Consider the following 15577-nt stretch of genomic DNA (forward strand, 5'->3'; position numbering starts at 1 on the left):
GCAGCTTACATAAATACCTTTACATTAAACACGCTGCATGAAGCGTGTTTTTTTGTAACTGAAGAAGCGTTATTTCGCTCAACTTGTTGTAAAACGTAGATCTGCTGAAGCTTGATGTTTCTTCCTTTGATTCAATTCGTTCCTTCTGCTCGTCTGTTAAAGATAATTATCCCCGTGTGGACATCTTAATCCATAACGCCGCACACTTAAACCATGGTGAGAAAGAGTATAAGCTCAGCCCTGAGCATATCGAATTGTCATTCGCAACAAATGCTTTTGGCCCCACTTTTATGACTCATTTGTTGGCAGATCATTTGGAGAAATCGGAAAACCCGCGTATCCTTAGCGCCTGCACAACAAATATCAAAAATTTCTTTGATCCAAACCGAAAGATTGACTTTGATAATTTGCGTGGCGAACACCAGTGCACACGACATCATAGCGCATATAAGATGTACGGAGATTCTAAAATGGCCTTATTGATATTAACCTTTTGCATGGCCAGACATTTCAAGAACCGGGGAATTCATATAAACGCGCTTCAAATAAACCGCGTTAAACTTTCCAAAGAAACGATCAACAAGATGAGTCCTATGTGGAGGGGGCTTGCATGGGCACAAAATTTGACGAATCCTTTGCCAGCAGGCATGGCAGATAACTATTATCATATTTGCACCTCGGATGAATTTTGTAGTGTTACAGGCCAGTTAATCAATCATAAACGAGAGATCATGCAGCCTTCCATCAGTGAAACAGGTATCGCACAAATGAAAAACATATTCGGTTCCAGAAGCTACCCCCAATATGCGGTCGACAGCAGCCATGCTGAGCGGTTATGGACTTTGAGCACAGCGTTGATAAGTTCATGACGGAGCAAATACAAGTCATTTATTTTCTAATCCAGTATTGACTCTTACCTTAGAGGAGCCCCTAAGCTTAAAGAAGAAGGGGGTGATTACCATACACTATACCGTAAAAGAAGTGTCGTTATTTTCAAACGTAACTGTAAAAACACTTCACCACTATCATAAAATTGGTCTCCTTGTGCCTTGTGAAATTAGTGAGGCTGGATATCGGTTATATGGAACAACAGAGTTGGAGCGTTTGCAGCAAATTTTGCTTTACAGAGAACTAGACTTTACTTTGGATCAGATTAAACAACTGCTTGAAGAAGAGCCAGATCGCGCAGCCATCCTTACAAGACAAGAAAAGCAGCTTTGTCTTCGTAAACAACGGCTGGATACAATCATTAACACATTAAGAACTTCCATAACGAGCTTGGAGAAAGGAGAACAGATGACCGATAAAGATCTGTTTAAAGGATTTGAAAGCGAGGACTCGTGGAAGGAAGCCATGACGGAGCAGCATAACTATTTAAAAGAAACGTATGATTATGAGCTGCTCGATTCGGTTCAAATCGATACTCAGCAGATGAATGATATAGCTGCGGAGGCTACGGCATTTATGTCGAGTTTGGCAGGTGCATTGCGAGCAGGAAAGAAGCACAATGATCTGGAAATCTCACGCTTACTGCACAAGCATCTTGAATTTCTGAACACTCATGTGCATCCAGTATCAGCAGCAGAATTTGTAGTACAAACCCGATATTTTCTGAGTGATGATTTCCATCTTCATATGCTTGAAGATCAACAGATCGGATTGGCCTATTATCTGGCGGCAGCTGCGGAATCATTTGCGATCCATGCTTCATAATAATAACATAGGTGCTGTCAGATGAAACAGAAAGACATCGGTGATCTCCGATGTCTTTCTGTTTTTGTGAGCTCACTTTAAATAAACGGAGTCTGGCTATACCTCCAAATACTTCCTGCAATTTCACAGCAGTTCACAGAGTTCACAAATGTAATGCTTAACTTTAATTGCCTATGAGAATGATTATCAACTATAATAAAACTATGTTTTAAGTGACGTAACTAGAGTAGGTCTAGGTGATGATTTTGATCGGGGTGAGCATAAAGTTATGAAATTAAATGATCACATCTTGCTTTGGAATCATGTATTTATAAAAGTAATGGATGTCCGACATGAGACTTTGCATAAAGACAAGGGATTACGAAACTACCGACTGCCGACCAGTGCATTCTTATATACGATACGTGGAAATGCCCAGATCTGGCTGGACCAGAGCGTGCACAAGGTAGAACGATTCCATGTCCTGCATGGTGGAAAAGGGATGTGCTTAAACATCGTCACAGAGGATGAACTTGAATATTATCTCATTCTGTATAAGACGATTCTTGCTTTGCCCAGCAGCAGAGATATTCAACAACTGCTGGAAAGAGAAAATCCTTTTCAATGCCAGTATGCTTTTGCACCGCATCAGCCATTATCCTTATATGACAAAGTAGAGCTTTTGGAGCAAGCATGGCGTCACTCAACGGAACTTGGGAATATCCATGTTAAAGCTTTGCTTTATCAGTTTGTGTATGAACTATTAGCACAGCTTCATCGTCAAGGTATTCAGCCCCTTAAGCCGGATTTAATGGCGCAAGCAGTTGCTTACATGCACGAGCACTACAGGCAGCCTCTTACATTAGAGTCCATTGCGGAACAATTGGGATGTAGTGCAGGGCATATGTCCAGAACGTTTAAAAAACATATGCACACAAGCCCGATCCATTATCTTGGTCAAGTCCGTGCGGAAAGAACGATGCAACTGCTGATGCAGACAGACGCGACTTTGCAGGAAATTGCGGAGAGGGTAGGTTATCCAGATGCACATTCGTTAAGCCGCAGCTTCAAAAAGTACATAGGTTTATCTCCCGTCCGTTTTAAAAAAGAGCGATTGCAGCAGTCTTGGCATCAAGATTTGCCCACTACGATGTTAACATATGCCGTTCAGCAGAAGCCGTCTCGACTTTATAATGATATTGATTATCAATATCGATACAAGGCGAGAGGGGACATACACATGCAAGGCAGAATCAAAGTAACGGCAATGACGGTGGTGCTCTGCTTATCGTTGCTGCTGGCAGCTTGTTCAACACAAGCTAATACAACTGGAGGCACGCAAACGGAAGCGAATCAAACGACTGCCCCTACAACTGGCGAGAAGTCGAATGGAGATGCACAAGCAGGTGTGCAGGCCAAAACAAGAACAGTATCGACGCTAAAAGGGGATGTGGAAATACCAGCAGAACCAAAGCGGGTAGTTTCTGATCAGTATATGGGTCATTTATTAAAGCTGGGAATTATTCCAGTCGGTGTGAGAAGCTTTATGCTTAGTGAGGCATGGATAGAGAAAGCAGGCATTTCCAAAGATCTCATAGCGGGAATTGAGGATCTTGGCGCTTTCCCTATGAATTTAGAAAAATTAACGTATTTGGAGCCTGACTTAATTATAGGTTCGATGGAAAAAAATATTGAGGATTATCAGAAGATTGGAAAAACGGTGTTTCTTCCTTATTGGGAAGGTCTTTCTACAGCTGGGCCGCTGGAGAAATTCCGCAGAATCAGTGAAATTTTCGGGAAAGAGCAGCAAGCGGAGCAATGGATAACGGGATACAAGCAAAATGTAGAAGATGCCAAGAAGAAAATTGCCGGGATCATTAAGGAAGGCGAAACGGTCTCTATCGTACAAGTGGCCAACAAAACTTTGTACGTGTTAGCGGCGGAAGGTGGCAATTATGGCAGCTCAACCATTTATGAGATGCTGGGACTCCCTCCTACAAAGAAAGCCTTGGATATGAAGGAAGGCTTTGAGACTATCTCACTAGAAGTGCTGCCTGAATATGCGGGCGATCATATATTTGTATATGGTTCCCATGATAAGGGGGCGAATGATGTGTTAAACAGCAGTATATGGAAGGGGCTTGCGGCCGTAAAGAAGGGCAACGTCTATATGTACGGTTCATTTGACGACAAAGGCGATGAATTTGTAATGGAAGATCCTTATTCGCTTGAACTTCAACTAGATTCGATTGTTAATTTATTACTAGCCAATAAAAAATAGCTGCTCGTAATAGGGCATCTTGCACAAAGAGTGTTACGACAGAAAGGTTTTGTATCCATTTTAACAATTTACCACATATTTAAAAACACGCCCCCCGTTGGAGGCGTGTTTTTTGTTGAAAGCAAAGTATCAAAAGAATAGGTTCGTAAGAGGAGTATCCATGTACCGCATTGATACGCCATAACAGCCAATCAGGCCTCCTATCTGGGCACTACACTTGAAGCAATTGCCGCAGGCAAAGCTGCCTTTTTTATTGGGAATATGCAAGTTCCTCGGGAATTCGTATATTTGCCAGATGCAGCCCAAATGATTGTGGAGCTTGCAAAAAGAGATCATGCATACAACCAGAACTGGCATATTCCAGGGCAGGCACGATCTCAGGCAGGGAAATTGTCAGAATTGCTCAACAAGCAAGTGGGCGCGCTAAACCTGTAATTACACTCAAGAAGCTGGGGCTCTCTGTATTAGGCTTGGTGGTTCCCGTGATGAGGGAAATTATCGAGATGTTGTACTTGACTGAAGAGCCGCTTGTATTGAGCGGAGAAAAATACAAACGGCAGATTGGACCTGTTCCAGCCACAACATTTGACATCGGGATAGCTGCAACAATACAAGAACTGAAGAGGAGGGCGTAGATTTCGGGCACAAGACAGAGGAGTTACCAGCAAAAGGTGTGGGGATGATAATTTAGATAATTTAAGCATACCCTACATATTTGTGCACATAATGTCGGACCGCGCAATAAATAACCTGCTATTCTTATTTATGAAAGGAGGTCGCAACTTGAATTTGTTAGAACGAATGAACGGAGCGCTGCACTATATCGAAGCTAATTTGACGAGTACGATTGAAATGAAAGAAGTAGCCAAGCAAGCCCATTGCTCGGAATATCATTTTACACGAATGTTTTCCTATCTGGCTGGGATTACACTCTCCGAGTACATTCGACGGAGGCGGCTGACGCTGGCAGCATTAGAATTACACAACAGTAAGATCAGAATCATAGATATAGCTGTCAAATACGGATATACTTCAGCGGATTCCTTTGCGCGGGCGTTTTACGGCATACACGGTATTGCTCCCTCGGAAGCTAGGCAAAGTGGCCAATCACTAAAGGCTTATCCGCGAATGACGTTCCAATTATCGATTAGAGGAGGAAATGAAATGGATTATCGCATTGAAGAGAAAGAGGCTTTTCGTATTATAGGCATAATGAAAAGAGTACCGTTAATTTACGAAGGTGTGAATCCAGAAATTGCGGCCATGTGGGGCAGCTTAAATGAGCAGCAAATTGATCAGTTGAAGAGGCTGTCTAATTTAATACCAGCAGGGCTAATCAGTGCATCCGTAAACTTCGATGAGGGGCGGTTGGAGCACGGTGAACTGGATCATTATATAGGCGTGGCGACTACGGAGGCGTGTCCTGCATACTATACAGCACTAGCGGTCCCAGCGAGTACGTGGGCTGTCTTTACAGCAGTTGGCCCTTTCCCTCAGAGGCTGCAAGAGATTTGGGGGCGAATCTATTCTGAATGGTTCCCTTCATCCCATTATGAACTAGCAGTCGGCCCGGAGATACTATGGAACGAGCATAAGGACGTTTCTTCACCTACTTTTAAAAGTGAGATTTGGATTCCAGTTGTAAAAAATAATGATAACCAGTATTCATAAGTGAGTCCAACTGATCAAGCTATACCAGAAGGAATTAGGCAGCATGGCATACGAACTGGTGCGGCAGAGTATGCTGCCTTTGAGCTCAAAGAACATAGCAGGTCACTGCTATAGGGTATTCTACATTCATTGACACTGAGAACAATTATCATTTATAATGACACCATTCTGTGCAGGAGCAGAATATTTGGGTGCAGATCATGAACAAGAAACATTTGAGTAATCTAGACAAGCGGCGGGGGTGAAAGGCAATTGCAGCAGGATGAACATATTGAGATCTGGCAGCATTCGTTGGTTCATGTATTGGATATTAGACATCAGGTGATGCAGTCAAATGAGCAATTGTTCACCTATCAACTGCCGACAAGCGGATTTTTGTACACAGTACGCGGCGAAGCATTATTGCTCGTGGACAGTACTGTATATTCCGTACGCGGGTTTCACCTCATTCACGCAGGTAAAGGGGCTCAACTGAACATACAAGTAAGCGGTAGTGAGTTGGAATATTACCTTGTTTTATATAAAGCAGTGATGCCCTTGTCAGGGACCTCAGCTAATTCCCGTAAGGCAGGCGTTTATGATCCGTATCAAATGCAATACCACTTTGTTCCTCATCAACCCCTTTCCTTGTACTCCACCATCACACGTATGTCGATGCATTGGCAGCAGCAGAGCAAGATGGAGCAATTTCATGTCAAGGCGTTATTTTATCAGTGGGTATATGATCTTGTTGGACAACTGCATGCACAAGACATTTCTGCTTATCTGCCTGCACCTGATCTGATCTCGATGTGCATTCAATATATGCAGGAGAATTATAGTAAGAGTATTACATTAGAGTCGTTGGCTGAGGTTATGAATTGCAGTCATGGTCATCTTTCGAATCGGTTTAAGCAAACGTTTAATTGCGGTCCGATTGACTGGCTTATTCGTTTGCGAATGGAACGAGCGAAGGAACTATTAAGGGGAACCGATGCTGCTTTAAAGGAGATCGCACAGGATGTAGGCTATGCTGACGTTTATTATTTCAGCAGAGTGTTTAAGAAGCATACGGGATATTCTCCTGGAAAATGGAAGATGAAGCAAGTAGAAAGTGAAAATAATCTATTAAATAGAGGAAGAAATGAAATTGTTGCTCAGAAGCCTAACTGTTATATTGATAGTGATAATTATTATCAATATAAATGTGGAGGGTTTGTTCCAGTGCAGAAAGTGACAAGATCTAGCTTGGCTGTCAGTCTACTGCTGACATTTACGTTGCTTCTTAGTGCATGCGGAGGCACAGCAATTACAACTACGGGGAATACAACATCGCCCACAAGCGGTGCAGCACAGCCACTTCACGCATCAAGTCCAAATAGTGGAGGGACTTCTTCAAATCCAGATCATGCTGCCACAGAAGGGAAAGTACGGACCGTAAGCACCATTATGGGAAATGTAGACGTACCAGTTAATCCGACCAGGGTAGTGACGGATTATTATTTGGGCGACTTACTGGCACTTGGTATTACTCCTATAGGGACATATGAGTTATACAAAAAGAGCCCCTACTTGCAAGAAGGAACAGCCGATATTGTTGATATCGGGGAATCGCTGGAGGCCGTGATTGATCTTAATCCGGACCTCATTATTACGGGTGATAGAGAGAAATACGAGGCCTTCTCCAAAATTGCGCCTACGGTGCTTATTCCAAATAATTTGGGTATGTATGAGGAGTTAAGCGAGTTTGGTCGTGTTTTGAATAAGAAGTCTGAGGTAGAGGCGTGGTTAGCTACCTATGAGCAGCGTGTAGCATCAGCTAGACAAAGCATTCAGGACATTGTCGGCAAAGACGAAACCGTTACCGTGATTGACAGTGGGGACAAGGGTGGCGTTAACTTGTTCGGAAATGGGTACACGGGACGGTCATTTTACGAGGGACTAGGACTCATCATGCCAGACACAGTGCAACAAGCGATGCACAAGAAAGATCAGCAATGGCAGCGAATTTCGCTAGAAGTTTTGGCGAAGTATGCAGGAGATCGCGTCTTTGTAGCTGTCGGTAAAACAGAGGACAAGATTGATTATAAGAAAGCACCGGTTTGGAGCAAGCTAGCAGCCGTACAAAACGATCACTTATATGAAATTGATGGCTGGCGCTTCTGGTTCTCTGACCCTATCTCTATTCTGGGACAGGTCGAGGAAGTTGCAAAAATGATAATTGAACGTGCCAAGAAGTAGTAGCGATAAGCAAGGGATACCACATTAAGTAGTGAATGTTAATCTGGTTCGGGATATCAAAGGGTATTTTCATCAGGCTGTCCATACCAACGCTAGCACTTTTATGCTGTGACTTGGTATGGGCGGCCTATTTGTCTTGCACGTATTTCATAGTAATTGCAATTGCATGCTTAAGCGGGCAAGCCGCAGAAAAGGGAAAACAGGTGGATAGTATGGGATGGTTCTACTTATTCGTGCAAATGGCTTTCAATAAGCCAAGGAACCAGTCCAAAAATGAGTACTAAAAGAGCAACGAATTCCTTATAGGACCATGGATCTGTACGAGGCCAGGTGGTTTCCTTTGTGGTGATTATGTTTTTTGCTGTACTAGGTGTTGCTTTCATTAGGTTTCCCCCTATAAGATTTAATATAGTGAGTTTATAGGGTGGCGCAACGTTACCTGCAAGAAGTATTTTCATTATTCCACAACTATACACCTAGCTTCAAAGAGGCGGGTGGCAGACGTTTATATTCAGAGGAAGACATGTTCCGAATGGAGAAGATAACGCTGCTAAAATCACTGTCACTACCGCTTAGTGAAATTGAGAGCCTGTTGGATGCATTGTCAATCCGTCAAATTCTTGAAGCCCATCAGAAATGTTTAGAGGGGAAAATGATCGAACTGCAAGAAAGTATGAACAATACAACATCGTTGCTTCATTTTCATGAGCTTGAAGGGGAGATTCACTGGGACACACTCTTGCGCTTGTGCAGAGTCATCAGCCTGGACCTAAGCAGTGGCAGACTTATTTTAATGCTCAGGAGCTTTGAAGTGCTGAATGCTCGCCTCCCTAAGTTAGAAAGTAACGACGCGGTTACTCGGGAGTGGATCAGGCTTATTACGCGGATAGAAGACTGTATTCATAAAGGAATTCAACCGCAGTCGTCGGAGGGGGCAGCAATTGCTGAAGAGATCGAACGACTGTCTGAGTTAACATTTGCAGGTGACACTGCCTTAATGAATAAATTTTGGGAACTGCGTAAAGATCCGGCTTCCGCAAAACAAGGGTTAGTCCCTGTTCGTAAAGAAGTCATCCAATTTGTAGAGGAATGTCTAATTCCGCTGGAAGGAGTGAAACAAAAGTGATTAAGCTTAAAGATATCGGGAAATTCGACACAATCCCTGAGCTTGCGCAGCATATCTATGAGGGAAATATAGCCGCATTAAACAGCGCTTTGGCCGCTGGCTGGGACATCGAGCAGGGCATCGAACTTAGCCGTTATATCACATGCAGCCCGTTGGACATAGCTATTATTGCTGAGCAGTTGGAGGTGGTGAAGCTGCTCTGCGAGCATGGTGCAAATCTAAATGCAGCCGGTAGTCCTGCTTTTTTAACCGCCGTGCGCTATTGTGGAGCAGATATTGTACGTTACGTTGCAGCAAATGGAGCTAAGCTGGATGCGATCAATAACGTCAAGTCTGGTGCTTACGAGCAAGCCTATTATGGGAATAAGGCGAATATTCCGCTTATTGCGGAATTAGGGTTGGATATAACCAAACATGGCGGAAAAACGCTGAGAAAGGCGGTTGATAAGCATGATTTAAAAACAATCGATTATTTGCTGGAGCATGGCGTAGACATAAACTTTAACGAACCAGATATGGTATATCCCTATAAAGCTACCCCATTAACGGTCGCTGCTAGAAATGGAAATCTTAAAATGGTGAAGTATCTTGTCGAACGCGGAGCGGATGTGACTTTGACAGAAAAGGACGGCGAACGGGCGTATACGATTGCAGTAAGTAGTAAACATACCGAAATGGCTGACTATTTAAAAGCCATCGAACCTCCTGCATTTCATCATTTGGAAAATAAGCTGCAAGCATTAAAAAGTTATAAGCTGCCCAAAGATATGATAGCTTTCCTGTGTGGAGACCGGTTGCGCCTCGAATTGCCGGCCAACGAGTATGAGATTTATTATGTTGAATTTTTCTCGATAACGGACGTGATTGAGATGAAGGTAGGCCGGCAAAAGCTGCTGCGGCTGACTTCTGCAGTGGACAACTATTCGGACATCCTAATCGTCTGGAATCCCAAGAAAAAGTGTATCGGGTATTATGACGTTGAGCATCAGGTATATGCAGATGTGTGCAGTTTTGCTGAGTTTCTGCTGCAGCCTGAAGTTCATTTAGCCAATATCATAGAAGGTGAATGGTTAGTGGATTGAAGCACATAAGCCTAAGCATGGCTGGGGAGCAGCTAGTGTGGCCATACAGGACCGCATACTAATATTTTACTTTAACAAGCTGTTGGCTGCTGATAGTTCTGAGGATGCGTAGGCGCAAGCCTTTACAAAGTAGACTCGTCTGTGTCGCAAAGCGATCAGGGCACCTAATCCTATAGGTCCCCTGATCACATAGATGCAGCGTTATTTTATCTATTTTTTTATGATCGTTCTTTGGGCGCGGGCGACAATGCGCTTCGTATCTTTTGTACCGGATTGCTCGAGCCAAGTGTTACACGTTTTAAGCACCCATTCCGGTTTCGTTTTGCTGGCATCATTTAACCAATTTCCAACAGAGTCTTGTACGTATTTAGTGTGATCAGACTTTACTTGATCCAGAAGGGGAAACGCTAGTGCTGGGTTGTCTTTTAATTCCTGAATGTGTTTGGCCCATACCCCTTGAGGGCGAGTACACTCAATTGCAAACCTTCTAATATTGGCGTCATCGTCGCACACCCAGTTCTCAAACAGATGCAAGGCCTGCGTTAATTCCTTGGCGACGGGCTCCCGGACAGCCATCCATGCAATCTCTCGTACGCCAAAGTGGAGATCTGCTGCAAATGGGCGTATGGCTGTCAGTTTCTGAGAAAGAGATAATTGGTCATCAAGTCCGATTATATAAGCGGCCCAGCATCTGACACTATCAGAACAATGGTTGGCCAACGAGTCGAAGACTCGGCTGCGCTCCTCACTCGGGGACAGATTCAGCAGGTGAAGCCACCCTTTTGCGATGGCGGGAATTATCTTCATCATCTTTTTGTCCCGCAGCAGCTCCAGCTCTGATAGTATCACGTCTGTATGATGCTTTAGATCGAGTTCATCGATGACATGCCGGAGCAGCAAGGTATGATCAACTGCCAGCCATTCGGTCAAATTAACCGTCTGCAATTGTCCTGTTTGCAGCAGTTGCTGGACTTCATCTGGAATGTCCTTCACTTTTTGAGCACCTTTTCTGTATAATACATGATCAGGAATATTTATATGCATATACCTCTCTCTTCCCTTGGATGACGTAATGGTTACTCGGCAAGCTGGTATTATGTTGTGCCTAACCGCGTATAGATTAAGCTATGTTGACTAAGGAAAGATGTAATCCAGTTTACAACTGTACAAATAAGAGACGAAAGTACTATTGCGACAGAGCACATTCTGAACACTAGAAAGACCAATTGGCTGCTCGCTCTATCCTTTTTTCTCGATGAATAGAGATACTTTTGAATCCAGTCTTTATGATTTCTTGCTCGGCAAGTTCACGTAAGACAGCTGATACTGCTTCTCTTGTGGCGCCTACCAAATGTGCTAATTCCTGATGAGTAATCGGCAGATTAATGAGATCATAATCTTTGTCACGCACTACACCGCACTGACTAGATAGCTTGTCAATCACATACAGAATCTTATCTTGTAGGTTTCCAAGCGCTAAATGTTGGGCCAAATGGCTCATGCTGACTAGCCGTTCGCTTAATACTTGTATCAAGTTCATCATAAATTGAGGATGATGTATGAGGAAACTTTCAAATCTAGTCTTATCCATTAAGCAGATATGGCTCTCTTCAACCGTCTCGATGTACATGTCACGTGTGCCTAAGGAGATCCCAGCCATTTCGCCAAATACATTGCCCTCGCTTAGGATGTCCAAGGTGAATTGCTTGCCCTCCACGTTTACCTTGTATAAGCGTACTTTTCCTTTTTTTATAAAATAAAGGCCTTCAGCAAATGTAGCTGGTGTTTGAATAAACGTGTATTTTGGAATCACGGTAATTGAAGTCAACTGTTCCATTTCAATTAGATCAGGGATGGAAAGTGAACGAAGTAGATTAAATTGAGACAAATATTGAATGTTATCCATGATCCCTCCTAGTCAAAGCCAATGGCATATGCAACACCTATCTACGGACTACTATATCAAAGTTATAGAGAAAGTGGTCATATCAGTTTCAGGAACTCGATGCTCGGATTAATGATGAGAAAACCGCTGTCTCGTGTAGAGTTTTTGCATATTGACAAAATATTTTAAGTGCCATATAATTGCAAATAATTTAACATCCAAATGTTAGGATTAGAAATAGTAGGAATAGGCAGACTTTTCAGAGAGCCGTTGGTTGGTGTGAAACGGCAATGTCTTATATTCCGAACTCGTCTATGAACAGCTGCCTGAATATGTAGGGTATGCCGGAGTTCCACCGTTACAGGGATAGATGGTGTTGGCCATCGAGGGAGATCATTTCTTAGGAAATGAATTAGAGTGGTACCGCGGGTTCAACCCCGTCTCTATACGTAGAGACGGGGTTTTTTTGTTGGCCAAATTCCGGGTTTGACCAACCCCGCTTCATATAGATATCTAAAAGAAGGCTCAGGAGGAGATGCAGATGAACCGCAAAATTATCGTCTTAGACACCACTTTGCGTGACGGAGAGCAAGTTCCAGGCGCTAAATTAAATGTACATCAAAAAATAGAGATGGCTCAGCAGTTAAAGCGGCTGAATGTAGATATTATCGAAGCGGGTTTCCCTGCTTCTTCAGCAGGAGATTTTCAAGCGGTGCAGCAGATTGTTCGTAGTGTCGGCGACAGCGTATCGATTACCGCACTGGCACGCGCAGTCAAAAGTGATATTGACGCTGTATATGAGAGTATTAAGTTGGCACAAAATCCGCTAATTCATATTGTACTGGGCACTTCAAACATCCATGTGGAGAAGAAATTTAATCGCTCCAAGGAAGCGGTTATGCAATTGGGGGTTGACGCGGTCAAGTATGCGAAGACTTTGCTGCCGCATGTGCAATACTCCACGGAGGATGCATCGCGATCAGATTTTGAATATTTGTGGAGCACAATTGAAGCGGTCGTTAAAGCCGGAGCTACCATGATTAACGTTCCTGATACGGTGGGATACGCTGTACCGGAGGAGTTCGGCGAGCTGATTCGTCGGATTAATGAACGCCTAAAAAATCTGGATGAGAGTGTCATCCTTAGTGTGCACTGTCACAATGATCTGGGAATGGCTACCTCCAATACGTTAAGCGCCATCAAAAATGGCGCCGATAAGATTGAATGTACGATTAACGGTCTTGGCGAACGAGCAGGAAATGCCTCGTTGGAAGAGGTTGTAATGGGACTTAAAGTACGGGAGAACTATTACCATTGTTATACCAACATTCAGACGAAGGAACTTCTTCGGACATCAAAGCTGGTTACGTATTTGACAGGGCTGGATGTTCAGGTAAATAAGGCGATAACAGGGGAGAATGCTTTTGCCCATTCCTCCGGTATCCATCAAGACGGGTTATTAAAGGATAAACAAGTGTACGAGATTATGTCCCCCGAAGAGGTGGGTGCAGACAGCATGGAGCTGATTCTAACAGCTCGTTCAGGCCGCCACGCTTTCAAAAATGCTGTCGAGAAGATGGGCTTTGACGTCAGTGATGAAGCAGATTTTGAAGTGTTGTTTAATAAATTTCTGACATTGGCAGATGCCAAAAAAGAAGTGTACGATCACGATGTGTTCTACTTGGTAACGAATCATCGCACAGCGGATGAAGGCAGCAAGCAGTTGTACGAACTAACTTCTTTTCAGGTGGTTAGCAACGACTTATATCCGACGGCAACGGTCAAGTTAAAGAAAGGCACTGACACGGTTAAGGGCAGCGCAGTAGGAGACGGTCCTATCGATGCCCTATACAGTGTAATAAAGACACTGGTTGGCTTGGATGTACAGCTGAAGGATTACAAAATTAACAGCTTGTCCAGAGGAAAAGAGGCGATCGGCCGTGTGAACATTCGAATTCAATATCAAGATAAGATCTATTCGGGTCGTGCGATGGATATGGATATTTTAAAAGCTAGTGCCAATGCGTTCTTGAACGCGATTAACGCGATCTTGTTGGATGCAGATGCAGATATAGATCAAGAGGCATAGTAGGCATTGACGACGTAGAGATGGGACGCTGAACGATCAGTTTCCATCTCTATAAATATTTAGAGGTTCCTATGGAGAATAAAACGTTTGAGATCATATCCCAATAGTGTGGTTACATAGAAGCTGCTTCTACGCTATAATTGAAGTAAATAATTCCATTTTTACTAGAATGTCGGTAGTTCTATCTAGTTGGAATGGTCTATTTAGTTGCTAAATAAGGGGATATGCTGATGAAGTTGTTAAAAGGCCAGAAGATAGATATTACAAAGGGTAGAAACATACTTAACCTTAGTTTGCGGTTCGACTGGACCATAAAACATACGGCTATGAGTGTCGATGCTGCTGCTTTTATTCTAAATGATCAGGGCCGTTGTGTCCGGGATGAACATTTCATTTTTTATGGGAATGCGGCTGCTCCTCATGGAGAAGTAAGGCACTCTTCGGCTGATGGGACAGAGAAGGAAGTTGTACATATTGCATTTAGCAAGCTGTCAGAAAGTGCTGCGCGTATTGCATTTACATTGACGATTTATGAAGGAGAACAACAGGGGCATCATATGAGTGATGTCTCCGATATGTATGTTCAGCTTATAGATACAGACAGCGGCGAAGTATTATGCCAGTATACATATGGGATGGATTTGACGCGCGAAACTGCGATTGTGGTAGGTGAACTCTACAGATATAACGATGAATGGAAGTTCAATGCTATAGGCAGCGGCTTCTACGGAGGATTGGCTGCATTATGTACTCACTTTGGACTTGAGATCGAGGAGCCTACCGGTGAGGTAGCGGCAGCTGTAGAGGAAAAGGTAATGGCGCCCATTGATCTGCGAAAGCAAAAGGTACAATATACGCTGGAAAAGAAGAAACTTCAAGGCGTGGTGGCAAGAGTAGGCATCGTACTTGATATTTCTGGATCGATGAGGAAGCTGTATATGAACGGTACTGTACAAGAAGTAGTAGAACGTATTCTAGCAGTAGCCTGCTCATTTGATGATAACGCTACATTAGATGTATGGGTATACGATTCTCAGTACAGTCGATTGCCTTCTGTAACCGAACAGGATATTGCAGGCTATGTGAATCGACATATATTAAACAACAGTGAGGTCAATAAATTTGGCGCGAATAATGAGCCGCCTGTCATGCGCGATGTCATTCATAAGTATACAGAAGAAGAGGAGTCCGCGACGCCTGTATTTGTTATATTTATTAATGATGGCGGTGTGGTTAAGTCAATCAAGAAAGTAATTACAACAGCTTCGGTTCAGCCTATTTTCTGGCAGTTTGTTGGGATTGGACATTCAGACTTTGAGGTGTTGAAGAAGCTGGATACGATGGAAGGCAGAATTGTGGATAATGCCAACTTTATTCATGTTGATGATATTGGCGCTATATCCGACGAATCGTTGTACGATCAATTGCTGAATGAATTTCCATTGTGGCTAAAGGCGGCCAGGGAGAAGAGAATCATAAGGGATTCGCACTAATTAAATGGATCTTGTTATACCACCTGAACCACCTACGG

12 protein-coding genes, 2 pseudogenes and 1 other annotated feature are annotated in these 15577 nt (G+C 43.4%); of the genes and pseudogenes, 11 read left to right on the forward strand and 3 right to left on the reverse strand.

The genetic code is table 11. The features are described from left to right. Positions 1–104: 104 nt before the first annotated feature. The 6 genes and pseudogenes from QP775_RS16130 to QP775_RS16155 all read left to right on the forward strand — a co-directional run bounded on the left by QP775_RS16130 (position 105) and on the right by QP775_RS16155 (position 7864). On the forward strand, positions 105–869 hold the full coding sequence (locus tag QP775_RS16130; RefSeq protein ID WP_285107958.1) for an SDR family oxidoreductase: 765 nt from the start codon (positions 105–107) through the stop codon (positions 867–869). Between the two features lie 91 nt (positions 870–960). Continuing rightward, positions 961–1713, forward strand: a complete 753-nt coding sequence (locus tag QP775_RS16135; protein WP_285107960.1) for a MerR family transcriptional regulator — start codon at positions 961–963, stop codon at positions 1711–1713. A 268-nt stretch (positions 1714–1981) separates the two neighbouring features. Further along, positions 1982–3973, forward strand: coding sequence for an AraC family transcriptional regulator (locus tag QP775_RS16140; protein WP_285107539.1), 1992 nt, complete (start codon positions 1982–1984; stop codon positions 3971–3973). A 174-nt stretch (positions 3974–4147) separates the two neighbouring features. Further along, a pseudogene (locus QP775_RS16145) lies at positions 4148–4608 on the forward strand (Rossmann-fold NAD(P)-binding domain-containing protein); the annotation flags it as partial. A gap of 148 nt (positions 4609–4756) precedes the next feature. Continuing rightward, entirely contained in the window at positions 4757–5644 is an 888-nt protein-coding gene (locus QP775_RS16150; RefSeq protein ID WP_285107541.1) for an AraC family transcriptional regulator, read from the forward strand. A 252-nt stretch (positions 5645–5896) separates the two neighbouring features. Next, positions 5897–7864: an AraC family transcriptional regulator gene (locus QP775_RS16155; RefSeq protein WP_285107543.1), complete on the forward strand. Its 1968-nt coding sequence runs from the start codon at positions 5897–5899 to the stop codon at positions 7862–7864. Positions 7865–8091: 227 nt separating this feature from the next. Here the strand turns inward: QP775_RS16155 and QP775_RS16160 are convergent, their stop codons facing one another. After that, on the reverse strand, positions 8092–8247 hold the full coding sequence (locus QP775_RS16160; RefSeq protein WP_285107545.1) for a hypothetical protein: 156 nt from the start codon (positions 8245–8247) through the stop codon (positions 8092–8094). 41 nt (positions 8248–8288) lie between these two features. Here QP775_RS16160 and QP775_RS16165 point away from each other — a divergent pair, with 41 nt between their 5' ends. Both QP775_RS16165 and QP775_RS16170 read left to right on the forward strand, forming a co-directional pair. Continuing rightward, positions 8289–8990 (forward strand): MerR family transcriptional regulator, encoded by a 702-nt coding sequence (locus tag QP775_RS16165; protein WP_285107547.1) that lies wholly within the window; start codon positions 8289–8291, stop codon positions 8988–8990. Beyond that, on the forward strand, positions 8987–10072 hold the full coding sequence (locus QP775_RS16170) for an ankyrin repeat domain-containing protein (protein WP_239326432.1): 1086 nt from the start codon (positions 8987–8989) through the stop codon (positions 10070–10072). Before QP775_RS16165 ends, QP775_RS16170 begins: the two co-directional genes overlap by 4 nt. 210 nt (positions 10073–10282) lie before the next feature. Here the strand turns inward: QP775_RS16170 and QP775_RS16175 are convergent, their stop codons facing one another. Together QP775_RS16175 and QP775_RS16180 are read right to left on the reverse strand one after the other, a co-directional pair. Beyond that, positions 10283–11116: a DNA alkylation repair protein gene (locus QP775_RS16175; RefSeq protein WP_285107550.1), complete on the reverse strand. Its 834-nt coding sequence runs from the start codon at positions 11114–11116 to the stop codon at positions 10283–10285. A 169-nt stretch (positions 11117–11285) separates the two neighbouring features. Beyond that, positions 11286–11978 carry a Crp/Fnr family transcriptional regulator gene (locus QP775_RS16180; protein ID WP_285107552.1) on the reverse strand — a complete coding sequence of 231 codons (693 nt, stop codon included), beginning with the start codon at positions 11976–11978 and terminating at the stop codon, positions 11286–11288. 197 nt (positions 11979–12175) lie between these two features. Further along, positions 12176–12405, forward strand: a binding site (T-box leader). A 93-nt stretch (positions 12406–12498) separates the two neighbouring features. On the opposite strand from QP775_RS16180, the gene QP775_RS16185 reads away from it, so the two are divergent. The 3 genes and pseudogenes from QP775_RS16185 to QP775_RS16195 all read left to right on the forward strand — a co-directional run bounded on the left by QP775_RS16185 (position 12499) and on the right by QP775_RS16195 (position 15539). Continuing rightward, positions 12499–14046, forward strand: a complete 1548-nt coding sequence (locus QP775_RS16185) for a 2-isopropylmalate synthase (RefSeq protein WP_285107554.1) — start codon at positions 12499–12501, stop codon at positions 14044–14046. Between the two features lie 230 nt (positions 14047–14276). After that, positions 14277–14792: pseudogene (locus QP775_RS16190) on the forward strand (TerD family protein); the annotation flags it as partial. Positions 14793–14861: 69 nt separating this feature from the next. Further along, on the forward strand, positions 14862–15539 hold the full coding sequence (locus QP775_RS16195; RefSeq protein WP_239327709.1) for a vWA domain-containing protein: 678 nt from the start codon (positions 14862–14864) through the stop codon (positions 15537–15539). Positions 15540–15577 lie beyond the last annotated feature (38 nt).

Origin of the sequence: Paenibacillus sp. UMB4589-SE434, from assembly GCF_030226685.1 — a bacterium.
Classification (GTDB): domain Bacteria; phylum Bacillota; class Bacilli; order Paenibacillales; family Paenibacillaceae; genus Paenibacillus_B.